Annotated in this window: 18 protein-coding genes; 5 read left to right on the plus strand and 13 right to left on the minus strand. The window is 72.2% G+C overall.

Annotated elements, in window-relative coordinates:
* Positions 1–13 precede the first annotated feature (13 nt).
* Positions 14–3,490, minus strand: coding sequence for an AfsR/SARP family transcriptional regulator (locus BLT97_RS12720; RefSeq protein WP_093609312.1), 3,477 nt, complete (start codon positions 3,488–3,490; stop codon positions 14–16).
* Positions 3,491–4,009: 519 nt separating this feature from the next.
* On the opposite strand from BLT97_RS12720, the gene BLT97_RS12730 reads away from it, so the two are divergent.
* From BLT97_RS12730 to BLT97_RS12740, 3 genes are all read left to right on the plus strand, one after another.
* Positions 4,010–5,599 (plus strand): MFS transporter, encoded by a 1,590-nt coding sequence (locus BLT97_RS12730; RefSeq protein WP_093609314.1) that lies wholly within the window; start codon positions 4,010–4,012, stop codon positions 5,597–5,599.
* Between the two features lie 103 nt (positions 5,600–5,702).
* Positions 5,703–6,350: a TetR/AcrR family transcriptional regulator gene (locus BLT97_RS12735; RefSeq protein ID WP_093609316.1), complete on the plus strand. Its 648-nt coding sequence runs from the start codon at positions 5,703–5,705 to the stop codon at positions 6,348–6,350.
* Positions 6,351–6,583: 233 nt separating this feature from the next.
* Positions 6,584–7,603 carry an endonuclease/exonuclease/phosphatase family protein gene (locus tag BLT97_RS12740; RefSeq protein ID WP_093609318.1) on the plus strand — a complete coding sequence of 340 codons (1,020 nt, stop codon included), beginning with the start codon at positions 6,584–6,586 and terminating at the stop codon, positions 7,601–7,603.
* Between the two features lie 10 nt (positions 7,604–7,613).
* Here BLT97_RS12740 and BLT97_RS12745 read toward each other — a convergent pair whose 3' ends face one another.
* From BLT97_RS12745 to BLT97_RS12780, 8 genes are all read right to left on the minus strand, one after another.
* The gene (locus BLT97_RS12745; RefSeq protein WP_093609320.1) at positions 7,614–7,883 is read right to left on the minus strand and encodes a hypothetical protein; all 270 of its coding nucleotides are present in this window, start codon (positions 7,881–7,883) and stop codon (positions 7,614–7,616) included.
* A gap of 125 nt (positions 7,884–8,008) precedes the next feature.
* On the minus strand, positions 8,009–8,788 hold the full coding sequence (locus BLT97_RS12750) for a DUF4190 domain-containing protein (RefSeq protein WP_245769294.1): 780 nt from the start codon (positions 8,786–8,788) through the stop codon (positions 8,009–8,011).
* Between the two features lie 293 nt (positions 8,789–9,081).
* Positions 9,082–9,540: a DUF5990 family protein gene (locus BLT97_RS12755; protein ID WP_176953748.1), complete on the minus strand. Its 459-nt coding sequence runs from the start codon at positions 9,538–9,540 to the stop codon at positions 9,082–9,084.
* Positions 9,537–10,436: an alpha/beta fold hydrolase gene (locus BLT97_RS12760; RefSeq protein ID WP_093609324.1), complete on the minus strand. Its 900-nt coding sequence runs from the start codon at positions 10,434–10,436 to the stop codon at positions 9,537–9,539. The genes BLT97_RS12755 and BLT97_RS12760 overlap by 4 nt, the downstream gene beginning before the upstream one ends.
* Before the next feature lie 38 nt (positions 10,437–10,474).
* Positions 10,475–11,182 (minus strand): DUF998 domain-containing protein, encoded by a 708-nt coding sequence (locus tag BLT97_RS12765; RefSeq protein WP_093609326.1) that lies wholly within the window; start codon positions 11,180–11,182, stop codon positions 10,475–10,477.
* A 63-nt stretch (positions 11,183–11,245) separates the two neighbouring features.
* Positions 11,246–12,697, minus strand: coding sequence for a glutamate/gamma-aminobutyrate antiporter GadC (gadC, locus tag BLT97_RS12770; RefSeq protein ID WP_093609328.1), 1,452 nt, complete (start codon positions 12,695–12,697; stop codon positions 11,246–11,248).
* An 85-nt stretch (positions 12,698–12,782) separates the two neighbouring features.
* Positions 12,783–13,418, minus strand: a complete 636-nt coding sequence (locus BLT97_RS12775; RefSeq protein ID WP_425442689.1) for a DUF305 domain-containing protein — start codon at positions 13,416–13,418, stop codon at positions 12,783–12,785.
* Positions 13,419–13,502: 84 nt separating this feature from the next.
* Positions 13,503–14,165 (minus strand): thioredoxin-like domain-containing protein, encoded by a 663-nt coding sequence (locus BLT97_RS12780; RefSeq protein WP_176953749.1) that lies wholly within the window; start codon positions 14,163–14,165, stop codon positions 13,503–13,505.
* A 203-nt stretch (positions 14,166–14,368) separates the two neighbouring features.
* On the opposite strand from BLT97_RS12780, the gene glnA reads away from it, so the two are divergent.
* Positions 14,369–15,730 carry a type I glutamate--ammonia ligase gene (gene glnA / locus BLT97_RS12785; RefSeq protein ID WP_093609330.1) on the plus strand — a complete coding sequence of 454 codons (1,362 nt, stop codon included), beginning with the start codon at positions 14,369–14,371 and terminating at the stop codon, positions 15,728–15,730.
* 39 nt (positions 15,731–15,769) lie between these two features.
* Here the strand turns inward: glnA and BLT97_RS12790 are convergent, their stop codons facing one another.
* The 3 genes from BLT97_RS12790 to BLT97_RS12800 all read right to left on the minus strand — a co-directional run bounded on the left by BLT97_RS12790 (position 15,770) and on the right by BLT97_RS12800 (position 17,246).
* Positions 15,770–16,147, minus strand: a complete 378-nt coding sequence (locus tag BLT97_RS12790) for a hypothetical protein (protein ID WP_093609332.1) — start codon at positions 16,145–16,147, stop codon at positions 15,770–15,772.
* Between the two features lie 81 nt (positions 16,148–16,228).
* Positions 16,229–16,699, minus strand: coding sequence for a VOC family protein (locus tag BLT97_RS12795; RefSeq protein ID WP_093609334.1), 471 nt, complete (start codon positions 16,697–16,699; stop codon positions 16,229–16,231).
* Positions 16,700–16,718: 19 nt separating this feature from the next.
* A complete protein-coding gene (locus BLT97_RS12800) occupies positions 16,719–17,246 on the minus strand; it encodes a pyridoxamine 5'-phosphate oxidase family protein (protein WP_093609337.1) in 528 nt (175 codons plus the stop codon).
* Between the two features lie 220 nt (positions 17,247–17,466).
* Here BLT97_RS12800 and BLT97_RS12805 point away from each other — a divergent pair, with 220 nt between their 5' ends.
* Complete coding sequence (locus BLT97_RS12805; protein ID WP_093609339.1) at positions 17,467–20,457, plus strand: bifunctional [glutamine synthetase] adenylyltransferase/[glutamine synthetase]-adenylyl-L-tyrosine phosphorylase; 2,991 nt, start codon at positions 17,467–17,469, stop codon at positions 20,455–20,457.
* Positions 20,458–21,300: 843 nt separating this feature from the next.
* On the opposite strand, the gene BLT97_RS12810 is transcribed toward BLT97_RS12805, so the two are convergent.
* Positions 21,301–22,173, minus strand: coding sequence for a phosphatase PAP2 family protein (locus BLT97_RS12810; protein ID WP_093609341.1), 873 nt, complete (start codon positions 22,171–22,173; stop codon positions 21,301–21,303).
* Positions 22,174–22,361: the final 188 nt, after the last annotated feature.

A 22,361-nucleotide genomic window follows, 5' to 3' on the forward strand; every position in this document is an offset into this window, starting at 1 on the left:
GCTGAGCGGCAGCTCAGAACAGGGCGGCGGCCTCCTCCACGGAGAGGTCGCCGCCCTCCGCGTGCGCCCGCTCGTAGGCCTCGTCGTCCACCAGGGCGCGGACCGCCGCCTCCGCCTCGGCGCGCAACTCCCTTTCGAACTGGGGCGGTACGTGCATCCGGGGCCGGTGGGCGTCGGACGCGCCGAGCAACCGGGCCGCGGTGAGGGCCCGTTCGGCGCCTCCGAGGCCCGCGAGCGCCTTGGCCGCGAGCGACAGATGGGAGGAGGCCATTTGCGGCATCACCATCTGCGACATCGGCTGGACCGCGTGGGCCATGGCGTCGCGCGCGTGGACGAGGGCCGATTCATTGTCGCCGTCCACGGTGTCGAGCCAGCCGAACATCCCGTCCAGCATGCCGCGGAACATCACGATGGGCCCGGACAGGAACTGGTCGCGCAGCCAGGACAGATGGCCCCGTGCCTCCTCGGTCCGCCCGGTGCGGCCCAGGCGCAGCGCGAGGTAGAGCCGGGCGAAGGCCTGCGCCTCGCTGAGCGTGGGATCGGTCTCGTCGAGGATCTCGCGCAGGATGGCCTCCGCCTCCTCGCCCCGGTCGAGTTCGAAGAGGGCGCCTCCGGCCAGACGCGACTTGAGCACCATCACCTGCGTGCTGGCGCCGATGCGTCCGGCCTGCGCGATGGCGGCCCGGTAGTCGTCGGCGGCCCGTTCGAACTCGCCCTGCCGCTCCCAGGCCTCGCCGCGCGCCGCCAGCGCCTCGGCCTGCCCCCATACGTCGCCGAGCTCGGTGTAGATCGCGAGCGCCTCGTCCGCGTTCGCGCAGGCGTCGGCGGCCCATTCGCTGCGGTTGGCGAGGATGTTGGCCCGCATCTGGAGCGCGCCCGCCAGCTCCCAGCGGTAGCCGAACTCCCGGCAGGCGCGCACCTGTTGGGCGCTGAGGTCGAGCACGTCGAACGGCTCGCCGTTGAGCAGCCGCGCGAAGAACCAGATCGAGCCGGGCATCCGGCAGGTCTGCGGCATGCCCGCCCGGTACGTGTCCACGACGGCGTTCAGGAGGTCCTGGCCGCCGTCGTCGCCGACCACGCCCGTCCACAGGTCGTGCCCGTGGTCCATCGTCGCCAGCTGGATCAGCCGGGCCCCGCGTCTGGCCTCCGCGAACACCTCGGGGCGCATCGGCGGCGGATCGTCGGTGCACCGCTCGTACACGTCGGGCGCCCGCGTCACCGGGGGCGCGAAGGGCTCGGGGCCCAGTTGCAGTACGGCCGTCGACCAGTACTGCGCCTCGGCCCGCTGGTCGCGCATCTGCCAGTACCAGCACAGCGCGTGCACCAGGCACAGCGCCTCGTGCTCGTCGCGCAGGGCGACGGCGCGGCGCAGGGCGGTGCGCAGGTTCTCGTACTCCGTCTCGATCCGCCCGATGGCCTCGAACTGGCGGCTCGTGCGCAGCAACGGGTCGGTGGTGCGGGCGAGTTCGCGGTAGTGGACGAGGTGGGCGCGTTCGGCCAGGGCGCGTTCGCCGGACTCGTCGAGGCGCTCGGCGGCGTACTCGGCGACCGTCTCCAGGAGCCGGTAGCGCATCTCGCCCTCGGCCGTGGGCGCCGCCACGACGAGCGACTTGTCGACGAGCGAGCCGAGCAGGTCGAGGACGTCGCGCCGGTCGACCATGAGGTGCAGATGGCAGGCGGCGTCCCCGTCGGTCTCCGGTACGGCGCCGCAGACGGCCTCGGCCGCGGCGAGGTCGCAGCCGCGTGCGAACACCGAAAGCCGCCGCAGTACGGCCCGTTCGGGGTCGTCGAGCAGGTCCCAGGACCAGTCGACCACCGCGCGCAGGGTCTGCTGGCGCGGCAGCACCGTACGGCTGCCGCCCGTCAGGAGCCGGAAGCGGTCGTCGAGCCGGTCGGCGATCTGGCGCGGGGTGAGCATCCGCAGGCGGGCCGCGGCGAGTTCGATGGCGAGCGGCTGTCCGTCCAGGCGGCGGCAGATCTCCGCGGCCGCGTCCCGGTCGTCCGCGACCGAGAACCCGGGCCGCGCGGCCGCACCGCGCTCGTCGAGCAGCCGCAGCGCCATCGCTTCGGGCAGCGGCCCGAGCGGGCGCACCGACTCGCCCGGCACGCCGAGCGGTTCACGGCTCGTGGCGAGCACGGTGAGGCCGGGGCAGCGCCCGAGCAGATACGCCAGCATGTCGGCGGCGGCGCCGATCACGTGCTCGCAGTTGTCGAGGACGAGCAGCAGCTCACGCCGTGCGAGATGTTCCGCCAGGCGTACGAGGGGGTCCTGGCCGCCGCGGTCGGCGGACCGCAGCTCCTCGGCGCCCGCTCCGTACAGGACGGTCTCGCGCGCGCCGAGCGCGGTGAGCACCGCTTCGGGCACGGCCTCGGGGTCGGCGCCGGCGTCCACCGGGGCGAGCTCGGCGAGCCAGACGCCGTCGCGGTACGCGAGCCCGTCGGCGGCCTCCTGCGAGAGGCGGGTCTTGCCCGCGCCGCCGGGTCCGAGCAGGGTCACGAGGCGCGCCCGCGCGAGCTCGCCGCGCAGCGCCTCGATCTCCTCCTCGCGGCCGACGAAGGAGGTGAGGCGGGCGCGGAGGTTGCCCTTGGGGGTGGGGGGAGGTGGGGTTCGGGGGAGTGGGGTGGGGGTGGCGGGTGGTGCGGTGGTCGGGGCGAGGGTGGGTGGTGCGGTGGTCGGTCCGGGGGTGGCTGGTGCGGTGGTCGGTCCGCTGCCGGTGCCGTCGGTGACGGTGGCGGGTCCGTCGGCCGAGGGTGCGGGCGGCGCGGGGGTGAGCAACTCCGCGTGCAGCGCGCGCAGTTCGGGGCCCGGGTCGGCGCCGAGCTGTTCGGCGAGCCGCTCCCGTACGCCCTCGTACGCGGCCAGCGCCTCGGCCGCGCGCCCGGCGTCGCGCAGCGCCCGCAGCCGGAGCGCCTGCAACGGCTCGTCCAGCGGGTGGGCCTCGGCGAGCGCGCCCAGCTCGGGCAGGATCTGTTCGGCCCGGCCGAGCGCGAGCTCGGCGGTGAAGCGCCCGCGGCGGGCCTCCAGGCGCCGGGCCTCCCAGCGGGCGGCCTCGGCGGTGCGGTCGGGCAGATCGACGAGTGCGGGGCCGCGCCACAGCGCGAGGCCCTCCTCGTACAGGGTCACTGCCTTGACCGGGTCGCCGTCGGCCAGCGCGTTCGCCGCCTCGGCGGCCAGGCGCTCGAAGCGGTACGCGTCCACGTCCTCGTTCTCGGCCGCCAACCGGTAGCCGCCGGGGCCGAGTTCGACCGCGGCGGCGCCGAGCGCGCGCCGCAGCCGGCCCACCAGGGCCTGGAGCGCGCCGTGCGCGTCGGCGGGCGGCGCACCGTCCCAGACCTCGTCGACGAGCCGGCCGACGGTGACGGGCCGCCCGGGCGTGAGCGCGAGCACGGTGAGCAGCGCGCGCAGGCGGGCGCCGGCCAAGGTCACGGGGGTGCCGTCGGGGTGATGGGCCTGGGTGGTGCCGAGGACGGAATAGCGCACGCGTGCCATTGTCTCTTGTCGGGGTGGGTTCCTTGCCGCGGTCCGCCCGGCGGGCCTGCTCCGCCGCTCCGCGGCGGGGGATGTTGGTGGGGCTGACGCCCCACCGCCCCTGCGGGGGCTCCGCCCCCTGCACCCCTGCGGGGGCTCCGCCCCCTGCACCCCTGCGGGGGCTCCGCCCCTGCACCCCCGCGGGGCTTCGCCCCCTGCGCTCCCTTCCGCGGTCCGCACAGCGGGCCTGCTCCGCCGCTCCGCGGCGGGGGGTGTTGGTGGGGCTGAGGCCCCACCGCCCTGGCGGGGGCTCCGCCCCCTGCACCCCCGCGGGCTCCGCCCCCTGCACCCCCGCGGGCTCCGCCCCCTGCACCCCCGCGGGCTCCGCCCCCTGCACCCCCGCGGGGGCTCTGCCCCCCTGCACCCCCGCGGGCTTCGCCCCCTGCACCCCCGCCACCTCACCCCCCGTACAAGTAAAGACTCCGTAAGGCTTTCCGATACGAGACGGTGTCGTATCGGAAAGGGGTTACGCTCAGGTGCATGACGACGAACCCGCCCGCCCCCGCCCGCATACCCGAAGCCGTGCACCGGCGTCGTTGGGTGATTCTCGGGGTGTTGATGCTCAGTCTGCTGATCGTGGTGCTCGACAACTCGATCCTGAACGTCGCGGTGAAGACCATCTCCGAACCCGCGCCGACCGGACTCGGCGCCAGTCAGGGCGAGTTGGAGTGGGCGATCAACTCCTACACGCTCGTCTTCGCGGGCATGCTGTTCACCGCCGGACTGCTCGGCGACCGGCTCGGGCGCAAGAAGATGCTGCTCGCCGGACTGCTCGTGTTCGGCATCGGCTCCCTGCTCGCCGCCGAGTCGGGCTCGCCCGCCGCCCTCGTCGCCTTCCGCGCCGTGATGGGATTCGGCGCCGCGTTCGTGATGCCCGCGACCCTCGCCATCCTCATGAACGTCTTCGAGCGCGACGAGCAGCCCAAGGCCATCGGCATCTGGGCCGCCGGCGTCGGACTCGCCATCGCCATCGGCCCGATCACGGGCGGCCTGCTGCTCGACCACTTCTGGTGGGGCTCGGTGTTCCTGATCAACGTGCCGATCGTCGCCCTCGCCCTGGTGCTCATGGTCGTGCTCGTACCGGACTCGAAGGACCCGAACCCCGGCCGCATCGACCCCGTCGGGGTGCTCCTGTCGATCCTCGGTCTCGTCCTTCTCGTGTACGGGATCATCGAGGGCGGCCGGCTGGCCGACTTCACGGACCCGACCGTGCTCGCCACCATGGGCGCGGGGCTCGCGGTGCTCGTGCTCTTCGTGGTGCATCAGAAGCGCAGCGACCATCCGTCCATCGACGTCACGTACTTCAAGAACAAGGTGTTCTCCGCCGCGATCGGCGCCATCGCGCTCGTCTTCTTCGCGATGATGGGCGTGACCTTCTTCTCGGTCTTCTATCTGCAGAGCGTGCGCGGCTACAGCCCTCTGGAGTCCGGCCTCATGCTGATCCCGCTGGCCGCCGCCCAGTTGCTCTTCGCGCCGCGCGCCCGGCTCGTCGTCGACCGCTTCGGCAACAAGGCGGTGTGCACCGCGGGCCTGCTGATCATCGCCGGCACCCTCGCCGCGTTCGCGACCCTCGACGCGGACACCCCGATCTGGCTGCTCGAAGTCGTCTTCTTCCTGATGGGCACCGGGATGGCGCACATCATGACCCCGGTCAGCGTGGTCATCATGCAGGCGCTGCCCCGCGAGAAGGCCGGCTCGGCCTCCGCGCTCAGCAACACCTTCCGGCAGGTCGGCGGCGCGCTCGGCATCGCCATCCTCGGCTCGGTGCTCTCGGCCGCCTACCGCTCCGGCATCGAGGGCGACCTCGCGGGGCTGCCGGCCGGGGCGCGGCATGCGGCGGGGGAGTCCATCGAGGCCACGCTCGGTGTGGCCCGCTCCCTCGGCGAGCGCGGTGAGGCCCTGGTCGCCCCGGCCCACCAGGCGTTCCTGGACGCGATGCACGTCACGGCCCTGTGCGGTGCGGGGGTCGCGCTGCTCGGCGCGCTGGTCGTCGCCCTGTTCCTGCCCGGCCGTCCGCCGGCCGCGGACGCACCGGCCGAGACCGCCGAGCCGGTGGGCGCCGGACGGTGACGACGCCGGCGCAGGCCGGTGGACGAGAATGGCTTCCGCGCGTCCGCGCCCCGCATCCGGGGCGCGGACGACGGCGTACGCACAGGGAAGAGGAGCGCGGGGCATGGGCCTGAGGGACCGGCACGAACGGTGGCACGAGCGGCACGGGCAGGCCGGGCCGTCGGGCGGTTCCCCCGTCGTGCGCGGCCGGCCCCGCAGCGAGGCCGTCGAACGGGCCATCATCGAGGGCGTGATGAGCCTCCTCGAAGAGGGCGTCTCGCTCGGCGACATGTCCATCGAGCGGATCGCGCGCACCGCCGGCGTCGGCAAGGCCACCATCTACCGGCGCTGGAAGGGCAAGGAGGAGCTCTTCGTCGAGGTCATGCGTGCGACGGATGAGCCCGACCCGGAGCTGCCGGGAGACTCCGTACGCGATGATCTCGTCGCCGTCCTCGAAGGCATCCGCCGCCGCGGCCTGGCCAAGCGGTCCTCGGCGCTGTTGCAGAGCCTGCTCGCCCAGGCCAAGAACTATCCGCAGCTGTGGGAGCTCTACCACGAGGAGGTCGTCGCCCGGCGCCGCGCCCGCGTCACCGAGGTGCTGCGGCGCGGCGTCGAAGCCGGCGAGCTCCGCGGCCACCTCGACCTGTCGCTGATGGGCGACCTGTTCACCGGACCCATGCTCGCCCGCACCATCCTCAGCCACGACGCGCCGCTGCCGGACGGACTTTCCGAGTCGATCGTCGACACCGTGCTCGCCGGGCTGCGGCCCTGACCACCGGCCGCGGGCGCCGCGCGGGATGCGGCCTTGCGCCGCTGATGTGCGCGTTTCGTCACAGAGGCCGGTGCGCACCCGGTCCGGCGGAACTGTCCGTGCCCGGCACCCGTCCTCGTAGCAGTACGGCCGTCCCAGGGAAGCCACACCCGAAGACGGCAAGGCACGACACCGTCATCACCTAGGGTCGAACGGGTACGAGGGACGGTGTGCACGGCGAATGAGGCGACGGTATGGCGCAGGCGTATATGACGGAGACGGGGACCAGCGGCTCGGGGCCTGAGCACCGCTCCCGTGTCCGGCGCCTGCTCGACGGCTGGAGAGGCGACCGGGACATCTGGCGCCGCGGCATCGTCGTCGCGGCCGTCGCGGTGGTCCTCGCCCTGGTCATGGGACTGCACTCGCGCATCCCCAACCGCATCGGCAACATCGGCTCGCTGACCGAGACCTTCCTGCCCTGGCTCGGCCTCCTCGTGCCGGTGCTCCTCGTCCTCGCGGTGCTGCGCAAGTCGGCCACGGCCCTGATCGCCGTCCTGCTCCCGGCCCTGGTGTGGATGAACCTCTTCGGCGGCCTCATCTTCGACAAGTCATCGGCCGGCGGCGACCTGACGGTCGCGACGCACAACGTCAACGCCGAGAACCCCGACCCCGAGGGCACCGCCCGCAAGATCGCCGCCTCCGGCGCCCAGGTGGTCGCCCTGGAGGAGCTCACCGGCGAGGCGTTGCCCACGTACAAGAAGGTCATGGCCGAGACGTATCCGTACGCGGCGGTGGACGGGACCGTCGGGATCTGGAGCAAGTACCCGCTCAGCGACAGCCGTCCGGTGGACATCAAGATGGGCTGGACGCGCGCGCTGCGCACCACCGTCGAGTCCCCGAAGGGCGCGTTCGCGGTGTACGTGGCCCATCTGCCGTCCGTGCGCGTCAAGTTGAACGCCGGCTTCACCGCAGGTCAGCGCGACAGCAGCGCCGAGGCGCTCGGCGTCGCGATCCGCGACGACAAGGTGAAGAAGCTGATCCTGCTCGGCGACCTCAACGGCACCATGAACGACCGCGCGCTCTCCCCGGTCACCTCGCAGCTGCGCTCCACGCAGGGCGCTGCGGGGGACGGGTTCGGGTTCAGCTGGCCGGCGTCGTTCCCGATGGCGCGGATCGACCAGATCATGGTGCGCGGGATCGAGCCGGTGAAGTCGTGGACGCTGCCCGGCACCGGGAGCGACCATCTGCCGGTGGCGGCCTCGGTGGATCTCTGACCCGGACCGGTCAGGGGCGGGGCGCCGGGCCGGTGACGTCCTGTTCGTGGAAGGTCCCGGCCCCGGGGCGGGTGCCCACCTGCACCTCGACGGCCCCCGTGCCGCCGTCCGTCGCGTGATGCCCGTAACCGGCAGGGCCGATCCCGGCCAGCGCGTCGAGCACCGCGGCCACCGCCAGGACCAGCGCCGCGACCGCGGCGCCGTGGCGCGGGTCCGGCAGATACGTCGGCGGGATCATGACGAACGGGCCCTTCGGCGGGGGACGTGCGGAATCGCCCATCGGGCAACCCGACCACGGTGCCGGCCTCTTACGGCGGCCACCGCCGGATTACTTCCTCACTTGCCCTGCCGAAGGGCCCGCTGCGAACGGGGCCGAGGTCCCAGGACCCCGGGTTCCCGGGGGAGTTACTTGGCGGAGCCCGTCCAGATGGCGTCCTCGTACTCGAGGATCTCGGGGCTCATCTCCAGCTGGAGGTCCTTCTCGGCGCCGGCGGGGACGGAGAAGGCGTACTTCGCGGTGGCCTTCTTGCCGGGGAGCACCGAGCCGCCGAAGGGCTTCGTGCCGTTGCTGCCGTCGAAGACCATCTCGGCGTCGGCGCCCTGGCCGTCGCGCAGCGTCGGGAAGGCGGAGCTGATGTCCAGCTTCTCCTTGCTGCCGTTCTCGATGGTGATCGTGAACTGGAAGGCCTTGTTGCCCTTCTCGTGGCCCGCGGCGAACTCGTCCGGGGTGTACGCCTTCGGCTCCGAGACGGTGACGGTCACGCCGTCCTCGTACTCGTAGCTGTCGCCGAACGCGGCGGGGTCGTCGGCGCCGGCGGCGTCCTCGGAGCCCGAGCCGGAGTCGGCGGAGTCCTCGCCCGGGTCCGCGGGGGCGGTGGTGGCGGTGTCCTTCTTGGCCTTGTCGAGTTCCTCGTTGACCTCGTCGACGGCGTCCTTGACGATCACCACGGCGACGATCAGCCACACCACGGACGCGACGACCGCGAGACCGCCGAGGATGGCGCCCGCGAGCGCCATACCGCCGTTGGTCGCCTCACCGCGCTTGGCGCGGCTGCGGCCTATGAGGCCGAATATCAGGCCGAGCACACCGAGGATGACGCCGATCCAGATCGTCCAGAACATGACGACGCCGAGGATGCCGACGACCAGGCCGGCGACGCCCAGACCGTTCTTCGGCTGCGGCATGAACGGACCCGGGGGCGGGGCCATGGGGTAACCGGCGCCGAGCGGAGGCGGCGGAGGGACCTGACCCGGTACGGGGCCGGAAGCAGGCGGCGGGGCCCAGGGGGACTCAGGGCCGGGCGGCTGCGGAGTGCTCATTGGCGTTCCTTGTGCGAGCAGTGTGAATTTTCGGCAACCGTAACAGAGGCTTATGTTTGCTTTATCACCGCCTTCACCTGCGCGAATCGGGCATCGTGCGCGGTGCCCGGAAGGCGGTGGGCGGCGCGTCCGCAGGGCTCCCGGACCGTGTGCTTCCGCTAGCTCCAGCGCACTTTCGGCGGCCGGACGGCGGCGCACAGCGGCAGCCCGTCGGCGTCCGTCAGACCCAGCTCCCCATGAGCCGCCCCGGCCGCCACCAGGGATGCGGGGAGGTCGGCGAAGTACAGCTTGGCCCGGCGGAACATCGTGAAGGCGCCGCCCTGAGGGCACTCTCCCCAGGTCAGATAGAAGAAGCGCTCCCCGCGCCGGCCCTGCACATGGGGTCCGCGGAAGTCCACCGTGCCGTCGGGCAGCTGCACCACGGTGACCGCGAACTCCCAGACGGCTTCGGCCGCATCGCCGGGCACCGGGTGCTCGGGCTCGCGACCGCGCTGCACGGCGACCTGCACCTCGCGGAACGGGCCGCAGGAGCGGCCGGGCAGCTCGCGCCCGGTGATCCGCAGCCGCAGCTCGCTCCGGGTGTCTGTGGCCGGCTTGCTGTCCGCGGCAGGTGTCATGGGGTCATCTCAGCACGGGCCACTGACAACGGGCCCTCCGCCGGGTCCCCGGCGGACAGCACGGCCGCGGCCACCGCGTCGGGCCGGTCCAGCATGACCAGGTGACTGGCCCCGGACACGGCATGGAAAGCGGAGCCGAGCTCCCCGGCCAGGGCGCGCTGGAGCGCCAGCCACCGCGCGTCGTCCCCGGCCGCGAGCACCGTGACGGGCAGGCCGGCGGGGAGCGGGAACTGCCGCCGTACATACACCAGTTGGGCCGCGAGGTCCGGATACGTGGCGTACTCGGCGAGCATGGCCCGCAGCGACCGGCTCGTGCCGTAGGTGCGGCGGACGAGGGAGTACGGGGCGGGGTCGCCGCCGCGCCGCCCGCGGACCAGTCGGTACGCGGCCCGCCGGCCCGCCGGGCCCAGCGCGTACGGCACCCCGGCCGCACCCAGGACAGCCGCGGCCACCCGCGTGAGGCCGGTGTGCAGGGTGGGCGCCGGGCGCGGCAGCGCGGCCGGCTCCACGCTGGAGTCCACCAGGACCAGGCCGGCGGTGCGCGCGGGATGCAGCCGCGCGAAGGCCTCGGCGTGGAAGCCGCCCAGGGAGTGCCCGGCCACGGTGACGGGACCGTCCAGCCCGCACGCGTCCAGGATCCGGGCGATCCGGTCCGCCTCGCCGGCCAGCGAAGGCGGCACGGGGGAGGGGCCGCTGAGGCCGAGCCCGGGCCGGTCGAAGCGGACCACCGTGCGGTGCGGGGCGAGCAGCGCGGCCACCGCGTCCCAGTCGAACCACGCCATCCCGAGCCCTGGTGTGAGCACGCACGCGGGCCCGCTGCCCTCGACGACCACGTGGTGCGGCACGCCGCCGATCCGCACGAAGCTCCCCGGCACCGGGCGCCCGTCCCTCCTCATCCGCACGAACCTCCCCGGCACCGGGCCCCCGTCCCTCCTCATCCGCGAGCCCTCGCCTCGTACGGCCGGGGCACCCGCCGCCCGGCCTCGTACGCGAAGAGCCCCAGCCACACCGCGATCAGCAGCACCTGCGAGCGCTGCCCGAGGCCGAGCAGCCAGGTGCCCTTGCCCGCCTGGAAGGCCGCGACCGAGGCCAGCGTCCAGACGGTGACGCCCAGTTCGGCCGCCACGAGCCAGGGGCCGACCCGGGCGAGCAGCGGCCACCGGCCGTAGCGGCGGGCCGCCACGGTCAGGGCGACGATGCCGATGAGCGCGCCGCACACCGCCACCGAACTGCTCACCGCGTGCGCCGCGTGCGTGGCCGGCACCAGACCGGCCGTCTCGCGCGCCGCGCACTCCGGGTCGGCCGTCGGCGTGCAGCTCAGCGGCAGCCGCGAGTCGACCGCGGTGGCCGCGCCGAAGAGCGCGAGCCCCGCCCAGCCGGCCGTGGTCCACCGTCCGCGCGGGCGGTCGCGCAGCAGACCCCACACCGCGCCGGCCAGGACGAGCAGTCCCGCCGCCAGGTCGGTGGTCCGGAAGAGGCCGCCGAGCGGTTCGCTCTGCGCGGCGAGTTCGCTGACGTAGGTCCGTATCGGATCGAGGCCCGTGGAGACCACCACCTCGATGACCCACGCGGTGTACGCGAGCGCGCCCAGCGCGAGCAGCACGGCGGCGGGCCGCAGGCCGCGGGGGGAGGAAGGGCTCATCACTGCACACACCACCGGGAGGGACATAGTGGTCCAAACCCTACGCGCCTCGGTCCGCGGCCTTCACTCCACGGGTGCCCGCGCACCCTGGTACTCGGGGTGCACCCAGCTCGGCTTGCGGAACTTCAGGAACGCCAGCGGGATGACGACGCCCAGGATGAGCAGTCCGCCGCCGACGATCAGCAGATAGCGCCACAGCGGCCCGTCGCCGAACTGGTCCGGCGGCACGAAGCCGATCACCATCGCGCAGGCCGAGGCGATGAACCCGACTCCCGCGACCAGCGTCACGGCCGGCACCACGAAGCCGCGCGGCCGGTCCGGCTGGGTCTTCCGCAGCTTGATCACGGCCACGAACATCAGCAGATACGCGATCAGATAGATCTGGACGGTGATCACCGAGAACATCCAGTACGCGGAGGACACGTCCGAACTGAACGCGTACAGCACACCGATCAGGGTGGTGATCACACCCTGGGCGATCATGATGTTCTGCGGGACGCCGTGGGAGTTGAGCTTCTGCAGGAACGGCGGCAGATAGCCCTCCTGCCGCGAGAGCTGGACGAGACCCTTCGCGGGGCCCGCGAGCCAGGTCAGCATGCCGCCAAGCGCGGCCATCACCACCATGATCCCGACGATCTTCGTCAGCCAGGCCACCCCGAAGTGGTCGAAGAAGGCGTGGAAGGCCTGCATCAGACCGGCGGTGAGGCTGGTGTTCTCGGCCGGCAGCACCCAGCTGATCGCGAGCGCCGGAAGGATGAAGATCAGCAGCACAAGGCCGGTGGCCAGGAAGATCGAGCGCGGGTACTCCGAACGCGGCTCGCGCAGGCTGGAGACGTGCACGCCGTTCATCTCCATGCCCGCGTAGGACAGGAAGTTGTTGACGATCAGGACCAGGCTGGCCAGGCCCGTCCACGGCGGCAGCCAGTGGTCGGCGCTCATCGGCGCCTCGGACGGGTTGCCCTGCGCGAGGAAGACGATGCCGAGCACGACGAGCACGACGCCCGGGATCAGGGTGCCGATGATCAGGCCGAAGCTGGAGAGCCCGGCCACCGTCTTGGTGCCGCGCGAGGTGATCCAGACGCCGGTCCAGTAGATGACGACGATGACGATCGCGACGTACAGGCCGTTCTCGGCGAGGCTCGGGTGGATGACGTACGCGAAGGTCGAGGCCACATACGCGAGCAGGCTCGGGTAGTACGCGATGGTCATGGCGAACTGGCACCACACCGCGAGGAACCCGAGCGGCTTGCCGAGCGCCTCGCTCACCCACCGGTAGATGCCGCCGGTCCAGCCCGAGGCCAGCTCCGCGCCGACGAGGGCGGTGGGCAGCAGGAAGACGATCGCGGGCAGCAGGTAGAGGAAGATCGCGGCGAGGCCGTAGATCGCCATGGAGGGCGAGGGGCGCAGGCTCGCCACGGAGGCGGTGGTCATCAGGGCGAGCGTCACCCAGGAGATGAACTGCCTCTTGGTGCCGTCGTCGCCGAGCTGTTCCCCGGCCTCGTCGGTGGTCGTCATGCGGCCATGATCAATCCGATACGGGCGCTCCGCATGCGGAGCCGTACCGCACCCGGGCCCGTGCCTCCGCCGGGGGTGGCCGCGGTCAGCGGGCCTTCGCGCCCCGCTCCTTCAGGAGGTCGGCCATCAGGTCGATCTCCGACTCCTGCGCGTCCACCATCCCCTGCGCGAGCCGCTTCTCCACGCCCACCGTGCAGCGGTCCACACAGCCCTGGGCCATGTGCACCCCGCCCTTGTGGTGGTCGGTCATCAGCTGGAGGTAGAAGATCTCGGCTTCCTTGCCGCTGAGCCTGCCGAGCCGTGCCAGCTCGGACTTCGTCGCCATGCCCGGCATCAGGGCACCGTCGTGGCCGGGCGCCGGCGAGGCCGGCATCTCCATCCAGCCCATCGGGGCCTTGCCGTCCGCGATCGGCAGACCCCACAGGTTGAGCCAGCCGAGCAGCATGCCGCGCTGGTTGGCCTGGGTGTTGGCGATGTCGTACGCGAGGCGGCGGATGTCCTCGTCCTCGGTGCGGTCGCGCACGATGAAGGACATCTCGACGGCCTGCTGGTGGTGCACGGCCATGTCCCGCGCGAACCCCGCGTCCGCGGAGTCGGTCGAGGGGGTGGCCGCGGCGGCCGGGGGCTTCTCGTCCTGCCCGTCCGCGAGCGCGAGGGTCATGCCCCCGCCGCCCGCGAGCAGCACGGCCGCGGCGATGCCCAGCCAGGTTGCGCGCTTCACAGCAACAGTCCGTTTCCTCAAGGCAGTTGGTCCCCCGGGGCCGCTCTCCCGTGAGCGCGGCCCCGGATGCAGGGTACTGCGCGCCTACTGCGCGATGCCGTTGGTGCAGGCGGCGCCCGGCTCGGGGGTCTGCTCGCCCTGCACGTACTTGGCGAAGAAGCTCTCCACGCGCTTGTCCTTGGCGCTGTCCACCGTGACCTGCTTGCCCCAGGCGGTCAGCATGAGCGCGCCCTTCTGGCCCTCCACCGGGCTCATCAGGGAGTACGGGGTGGCCTTGACCTTCTCCTGGAGCGCCTTGATGTCGGCGTCCTTGGCCTGCTTGTTGTACGTGACCCAGACGGCGCCGTGCTCCAGGGAGTGCACCGCGTGCTTGTCCGGGATCGCCTTCTCGTAGACGTCGCCGTTGCAGTTCATCCAGGCCTGGTCGTGGTCGCCGCCGACCGGGGGCGTCTGCGGGTACGTCACCGGAGTCGTGACGTGGTTGCGGCCCAGCTTCTTGGCGTCGAACTCCTGAAGGCCCGCGATGTCGGCGTTCTTGGCCGCCTCGACCTTGGCGTCCTCTTTGTCCTGCTTGTTCTGCTCGTTGATGAACAGATACGAGCCGAAGCCGACCAGACCCACCACTATGACGGTGCTGATACCGATGGTGAGCAGCCGGTTGCGGCGCTCGCGGGCCTGTTCGGCGCGGCGCATCTCCTCTATACGGGCCCGGCGGTCGGCGGAGGAGTTCTTGCGGGCGGAACCCATGCTCGTGTGTCCGTTCTCCAGTGGCAGGCGGGGTAGCTGATGTTATAGGCGGCCTGGCGCCACGTCAGCCGCCCCCGAGGCCCGGATGGACCGGGCCGGTTTGCAACGTGTTCGAAACCGTGTGGTGGGATGCTCAAGTGACCCCGGGCAGATGAGGCACGTTCCGGTGGTCGGCCGGCCGCGAGGATGGGTGGAAAGTCGCAATGGACAAGCAGCAGGAATTCGTGCTCCGCACCCTCGAGGAGCGCGACATCCGGTTCGTACGCCTGTGGTTCACGGATGTCCTCGGCTTCCTGAAGTCGGTGGCCGTGGCCCCGGCCGAACTGGAGCAGGCCTTCGACGAGGGCATCGGCTTCGACGGCTCCGCGATCGAGGGCTTCGCCCGGGTCTACGAGTCCGACATGATCGCCAAGCCGGACCCGGTGACCTTCCAGATCCTGCCGTGGCGCGCGGAGGCCCCCGGCACGGCCCGGATGTTCTGCGACATCCTGATGCCCGACGGCTCCCCGTCCTTCGCGGACCCGCGCTATGTCCTCAAGCGCGCCCTCGCCAAGTCCTCCGACCTCGGGTTCACCTTCTACACCCACCCCGAGATCGAGTTCTTCCTCCTGAAGGACAAGCCGGTGGACGGCTCGCGCCCGACCCCCGCCGACAGCTCCGGCTACTTCGACCACACCCCGCAGAACGTCGGCATGGACTTCCGCCGCCAGGCGATCACGATGCTCGAATCCATGGGCATCTCGGTGGAGTTCAGCCACCACGAGGGTGCGCCCGGCCAGCAGGAGATCGACCTCCGCTACGCCGACGCGCTCTCCACGGCGGACAACATCATGACCTTCCGCCTGGTCATGAAGCAGGTGGCCCTGGAGCAGGGCGTGCAGGCCACCTTCATGCCGAAGCCGTTCTCGGAGCACCCGGGCTCGGGCATGCACACCCACCTCTCGCTCTTCGAGGGCGACCGCAACGCGTTCTACGAGTCGGGCGCCGAGTACCAGCTGTCCAAGGTCGGCCGCTCCTTCATCGCGGGCCTGCTCAAGCACGCCGCCGAGATCTCGGCCGTCACCAACCAGTGGGTCAACTCGTACAAGCGCATCTGGGGCGGCTCGGAGCGCACCGCGGGCGCGGGCGGCGAGGCCCCCTCGTACATCTGCTGGGGCCACAACAACCGCTCGGCCCTGATCCGCGTCCCGATGTACAAGCCGGGCAAGATCGGCTCGGCCCGCGTCGAGGTCCGCTCGCTGGACTCCGGCTGCAACCCCTACCTCGCGTACGCCGTGCTCCTGGCCGCCGGCCTGAAGGGCATCGAGGAGGGCTACGAGCTCCCGCCGGGCGCGGACGACGACGTGTGGGCGCTGCGGGACGCGGAGCGCCGCGCGATGGGCATCGAGCCCCTGCCGCAGAACCTCGGTGAGGCGATCGCGCTGATGGAGCGCTCGGAACTGGTCGCCGAGACGCTCGGTGAGCACGTCTACGACTTCTTCCTCAGGAACAAGAAGCAGGAGTGGGAGGAGTACCGCAGCGAGGTGACGGCGTTCGAGCTGCGGAAGAACCTGCCGGTGCTGTAGGGGTTTGAGCACTCAGGCCGTGCAAGGCGGACTACGGCATCACGTGCTGCATGGCACCGGTGTCACCGCGTCGAACAGCGGCCAGGCGTCCACAGCCACCTCGCCCGCCTCGGGAAACCGTGCGCGGGCGAGGTGTGCGTCGAGGAGCGCCCTGACGGCGCCCGGCTCGTACAGGTTGAGACAGGCGCGGTCCGGCATGCGGACCGCCGCTCCCCGGTCGAAGAAGCAGTCGGCGATGATCCGCTCCTCCGTGGGCCGGAACACCAGCCGCAGCCGGGCCCGGCTGCCCGGCCGCCACAGACTCACCGTGCTGCGGCACCCGCTGTACCCGCGTACACGGTCGTGCCGGTGCGCGAAGCACCACGCATAGACCGTGTCACCGACCACGAGTCGGCGGATGCGTCGTCTGCTTGCCATGGCGGCACCCTAGGCTTCAGGGCCCGCCAAGGCCTCTGGATTTCCGGCGGCTCCTCGCTCCGACGGCAGGCCGGCGGGGGCTCAGCGCTCCGACAGCGGTGACGGGGCCTCCTGGAGGACCCAGCCGTTGCCGTCCGGGTCCTTGAAGAAGGCGAAGGAGTTCCAGGTCTCGCCCTTGCCGGGCTCCCAGCCGTTCGCACCCACGTGCATGATCTCCGAGATGTCCACGCCGCGGCCGGACAGCTCCGCGTGGGCGGCCCGGATGTCCGTGACGCAGATCTGAAGGCCCTGGAGCGAGCCCGGCTCCATCGAGGTCTGGCCCGGGGCCGGCGGCATGCCCTCCTCCAGGGCGATCGAGCAGCGCGAGCCCGGCGGGGTGATCTGGATGATCCGGGTGGTGGGCGATGGGGGTGCCCCCTGCTCGAACGAAGTTGAGAGCTTGGGGGACTGCTGGTCGAGGTCGACCTTGAAGCCGCACCTGTCGGCGTAGAACTCCTTGGCGCGGTCGGCGTCGGAGACCGGGACGACGACGACTTCGAGGGTGTATTCCATGGACTGCTCCCAGAGGTGGTCAGACGGACGCGGGCTGCGCCTCGAAGGTCCAGCGGGTCTGGCTGAACGGCTCCCCCTTGCCGAAGCCGAGGACCTTGCGCGGGGCGACCTCGAACACCAGGGCCTTGCCCGGACCGTGCTCGAAGTAGCCGTCCCGCACGTCGAAGTGCCAGAAACTGCCGTACTTGCATTCCCAGGCGGCCGCGAGCGTGTGCAGGCGGGCGTCGTCCGTGACGCGCACCGCCTCGCCCTCGACCACCAGGTCGAAGCCCTTGTCCCAGGTGTTGGTGCCGGTGGTGAGGATCAGGTGGGGGTTGACCGCAAGGTTCAGCGCCTTGCGTTCGGCGGGGCCCGTGCAGAAGTGGAGCTTGCCGTCGCGCCAGACCGCGGGCAGCGGGGTGACATGCGGCCGGCCGTCCGGGCGTACGGTCGAGATCCAGAACAGCTCCGCCTCGACGAGGATCGCCTCGGCCCGCTCCCACGGGACGGCCGTCGCGCTCTCGTCGCTGTAGCGCGCGTCCAGTTCGGTGCGGGGTGCTTGCGGCATGGTGCCTCCTGGATCCGATGGTGCCTGCGCAGAGGTGACTGCGCGCGGGGGTGGAACTCATCGGTGCCGGGGGCGGAACTCATCGGTGCCTGGGCGGCGGAACGCACGGCTCCCGCGAGGAGGCGGCCGGGGCGGGTCACAACGCGGGCCGGGGCGGGTCACAACGCGGGCGGAAAGACTAGGCTCGACCCCGGACCTTGATCGACGGAAGGGGCCGCAGATGACCGTGCCGGGGCGCCGGAGCAGTGCCTTCACCAGGCTTCTCCGGCACGGGTTCACCGACCCCTCCGGCGCCGAGCGCCACCTCGCGGGGCCGCAGCTCGCCGCCGTGCGCTCCAACCCCGTCCTGCTCGACGCCCTCGGCGCCACCGCCGACCCCGACCTCGCCCTGCTCGGTCTGGTCCGGCTGGCCGAGGCGCAGCCCGATGAGGAGCAGCGGCGGATGCTGCTCGACACCCTGCTGTCCGGCAAGCCCTTCCGCGACCGGCTGCTCGGGGTGCTGGGCGCCTCGGAGGCGCTCGCCGACCACCTCGCCCGGCACCCCGGCGACTGGCAGGCGCTCGTCACGTATGAGGCGAGTGATCTGCACCCGGGCGTGGAGGAGTTCGAGCGGGGACTCGCGCACGCGACCGACCCCGTGACCCTGCGCGTGGCCTACCGCCGGTGTCTGCTGTCCATCGCCGCCCGCGACGTGTGCGGCACGACCGACGTGGCCGAGACCGCCGCCGAACTGGCCGACCTCGCCACCGCGACCCTGCGCGCGGCCGTCGCGATCGCCCGCGCGGCCGCGCCCGAGGACGCCGCGCTGTGCCGGCTCGCGGTGATCGCGATGGGCAAGTGCGGGGGCCATGAGCTCAATTACGTGTCCGACGTCGACGTGATCTTCGTGGCCGCCGCGGTCGACGGCGCCGAGGAGGGCAAGGCGTTGCAGGCCGCCACCCGGATCGCCTCGCACATGATGCGGATCTGCTCCGAGACCACCGTCGAGGGCACGATCTGGCCCGTGGACGCCAATCTGCGGCCCGAGGGCAGGAACGGTCCGCTCGTACGGACCATGGCCAGCCACCTCGCGTACTACCAACGCTGGGCCAAGACCTGGGAGTTCCAGGCGCTGCTCAAGGCGCGGCCCGTCGCGGGCGATCCCGAGCTGGGCGAGGAGTACATCGAGACCCTCGCGCCGCTGGTGTGGCAGGCCGCCGAGCGGGACAACTTCGTGCCCGACGTGCAGAAGATGCGGCGCCGCGTGGTGGACTCCATCCCCCAGGCCGAACTGGAGCGCGAGCTGAAGCTCGGCCCCGGGGGACTGCGCGACGTCGAATTTGCGGTGCAGCTGCTGCAGTTGGTGCACGGCCGGGGTGACGCCTCGCTCCGCAGCGGCTCCACGCTGGAGGCCCTGAACGCGCTCGCGGCCGGCGGGTACGTGGGGCGCGCGGATGCCGCCCAGCTCGACGAGGCGTACCGCTTCCTGCGCGCCATGGAGCACCGCATCCAGCTGTACCGGCTGCGGCGCACCCACCTCGTACCGGAGGACGAAGCGGATCTGCGGCGGCTCGGGCGTTCGCTCGGGCTGCGAACCGAGCCGGTGACGGAGCTGAACAAGGCCTGGCGCAAGCACAGTTCGGCCGTGCGGCGGCTGCACGAGAAGCTCTTCTACCGGCCGCTTCTCGACGCGGTGGCGCAGCTCGCGCCGGGTGAGACACGGCTGTCCACGGACGCGGCGCGCGAGCGGCTCGTGGCGCTCGGGTACAACGATCCCTCGGCCGCGCTGCGGCATCTGGAGGCGCTGGCGTCCGGGGTCTCGCGCAAGGCCGCGATCCAGCGGACCCTGCTGCCGGTGCTGCTCGGCTGGTTCGCGGACTCCGCCGACCCGGACGCGGGCCTGCTCGGCTTCCGCAAGGTGTCGGACGCGCTCGGCAAGACGCCCTGGTATCTGCGGCTGCTGCGGGACGAGGGCGCCGCGGCCGAGAACCTCGCCCGGGTCCTGTCGGCCGGGCGGCTCGCCCCCGACCTGCTGATGCGGGCGCCCGAGGCGGTGGCGCTGCTCGGCGACGAGCGCGGGCTCGAACCGCGCGGCCGGGTCCAGCTCGAGCAGGAGGTGCTCGCGGCGGTCGGGCGCGCCGACGGGGCCGAGATGGCGGTGGCCGCGGCCCGCGGGGTGCGCCGGCGCGAGCTCTTCCGTACGGCCGCGGCCGACCTCATCCGCTCCTACGGCACCGAGGAGCACCCCGCCGAGGCGGACCCCGGCGCGCTGGTGGACCGGGTCGGCAGCGCGGTCTCCGACCTCACGGCCGCGACGCTGGCGGGCACGCTGCGGGCGGTGGTGCAGCAGGGGTGGGGCGCGGAGCTGCCGACGCGGTTCACCGTGATCGGGATGGGGCGCTTCGGCGGGCACGAGCTCGGATACGGGTCCGACGCGGACGTGATCTTCGTGCACGAGCCGCGGGAGGGGGTGGACGAGCACGAGGCGGCGAAGGCGGCGAACGCGGTGGTCTCGGAGATGCGCCGGCTCCTGGAGATCCCGAGCCAGGATCCGCCGCTGCTCATCGACACGGACCTGCGGCCCGAGGGTAAGAACGGGCCGCTGGTGCGGACGCTCAAGTCGTACGAGGCGTACTACCGGCGCTGGTCGCACGTCTGGGAGAGCCAGGCGCTGCTGCGGGCGGAGCCGGTCGCGGGGGACGAGGACCTCGGGCGCCGCTTCATGGACATGATCGCCACGCTGCGTTACCCCGCGGAGGGTCTCGGGGACGACGCGGTCCGGGAGATCCGGCGGCTCAAGGCCCGCATGGAGTCGGAGCGGCTGCCGCGCGGGGCGGACCCGAACCTGCACGCGAAGCTGGGGCGGGGCGGGCTCTCGGACGTGGAGTGGACCGTGCAGCTCCTCCAGCTGCGGCACGGGTGGGCGGAGCCGGGCCTGCGCACGACGCGCACCCGCGAGGCGCTGGCGGCGGCGCGGTCGGCCGGGCTGCTCTCGACGGAGGACGCGGCGGTCCTCGACGAGGCATGGGTGCTTGCCACGCGCGTGCGCAATGCCGTGATGCTGGTGCGGGGGCGGGCCGGGGACACGTTCCCGTCGGACGGACGCGAGCTGGCGGCGGTGGGGCGGTATCTGGGGTACGGGGCGGGGCTGGTCGGGGATCTGCTGGACGACTATCGGCGGATTACTCGGCGGGCTCGGGGGGTGGTGGAGGAGTTGTTCTACGGGGGGTGAGGTGGGGTTTGGGGGTGGGCTTCGGGGGGCTTTGTCGGGCGGGCTTCGTGGGGCTCGGCTCCATGCGCTGCCCGTGCTGCGCTCCATGTCTTGCCGGGGCTCGGCCCCATGCCGCGTGCTGTGCTCCGTGCCCTGCCCGGGCTTTGCCCCAGCCTCGTCGGGGCTTTGCCGCTTGCGGGGGCTCGGTCCGATGCCCCGTGCTGTGCTCCGTGCCCTGCCCGGGCTTTGCCCCAGCCTCGTCGGGGCTTTGCCGCTTGCGGGGGCTCGGCCCCATGCCCCGTGCTGTGCTCCGCGCCTCGCCCGGGCTTTGCCTCAGGCCCGCCGGGCTCTGCGTCGCGTTTCGTACAGCGGTGCGTGGCGGGGGTGCAGGGGGCGGAGCCCCCGCTGGGGCGGTGTGCCGGACGGGCTCTTCTGTCCTGCGGTCCCCAGCCTGATCACCTTCCGGCACGTCTTGGTTCGGGAGGCCGCCTCCCGTGGCGCCGAGCTGCACCGGTTGCGTTTCGCCCTGCGGTCCCGGCTGCTGCCGTCCCGTCCCCTTCCCGCTTCCTGCCGCGCGTCCCGCCCCGCGTGCCGGTTCGTTTGGGGTCGGTGCCGGTCCGGGGTACCGGTTACACGGGCAATGGCGCCGTAGGTCTGCGAGCGTGGTCGTCCGGGTGGGGAGCGCCCGTGTAACCGGCACCCCTCCCCGTCCCCTCACGCCCGGATCGCGGCTGCGGGTTCGGTGGGAGTGTGCGTTACGACACCGCCCGGCGTCCCGGGCTGCTCCGGCCGCGCGCGGCTGCGGATACGCGTGAGGGCGGGAGTCCTGGGGACTCCCGCCCTCATCGTCGTGTCGAGGTGGTGCTACGTGCGCAGTGCGCCCAGGAGCGGGCGGGGCGGGGTTTGGACCAGGCGGGGGAGGTTGAACGGGAGGGAGCCGTACCAGGCGGAGACCACCGCGAAGCCGAACATCAGGCAGAGGATGCCGCCCACCGCGTCCATCCAGAAGTGGTTGGCCGTGGCGATGATGACCACCAGCGTGGCCACCGGGTAGAGCGCGCCCAGGATCTTCGCCCAGGGCGCCTTGGCCAGGGCGAAGATGGTCAGGCCGCACCACAGGGACCAGCCGATGTGCATCGAGGGCATCGCCGCGTACTGGTTCGTCATGTGCTTCAGGTCGCCGGATGCCATCGAACCCCAGGTGTGGTGCACCAGGACGGTGTCGATGAAGTTCTGGCCCTCCATGAGGCGCGGCGGGGCCAGCGGGAAGAGGTAGAAGCCGACCAGGGCGACACCCGTGGTGAGGAAGAGGACCGTGCGGGTCGCGGCGTAACGGCCCGGGTGGCGGCGGTAGAGCCAGACCAGGACGCCGATCGTCACGATGAAGTGCAGCGTCGCGTAGTAGTAGTTCATGCCGACGATCAGCCATGTCACCGAGTTGACCGCGCGGTTGAAGGCCTCTTCGAAGCCCAGACCGATCGCGTGCTCGGCGCGCCAGATCCAGTCGGCGTTGCGCATCGCTTCGGCCTTCTGCTCCGGCACCGCGTTGCGTACCAGCGAGTAGAGCCAGTAGCTCACGCCGATGAGCGCGAGCTCGATCCAGATGCGCGGGCGCCGCGGCTGACGAAGCCGCTGCCACAACGTCCCTTCTGCGGCAGTCTGTCGACCCTTTTCGTCCCCCTTGGGTGGCGCCGCGGCCTCCGGGCCGTTCAGTGTCCTCACAGTCGTGTCACCCATGGAAGGAGAGTCTGCCAGATACCCGCACCCACCTGATCATCCCTTGGTCGGGTCTTGAACGCATCCAGTCCGCCCTGCGGACGAGGTGACCCCCAGGGTTCGCAGGCCCCGCCCCTAGGGGCCTGTGCGTCTACTGCGACAGACGCAGAGTGGGGGGCCGGGGTTCCGTGCGGCGGCGTCGGGAAGTG

The sequence above is a fragment of the Streptomyces indicus genome, from assembly GCF_900100315.1.
In the GTDB taxonomy this organism is placed as follows: domain Bacteria; phylum Actinomycetota; class Actinomycetes; order Streptomycetales; family Streptomycetaceae; genus Streptomyces; species Streptomyces indicus.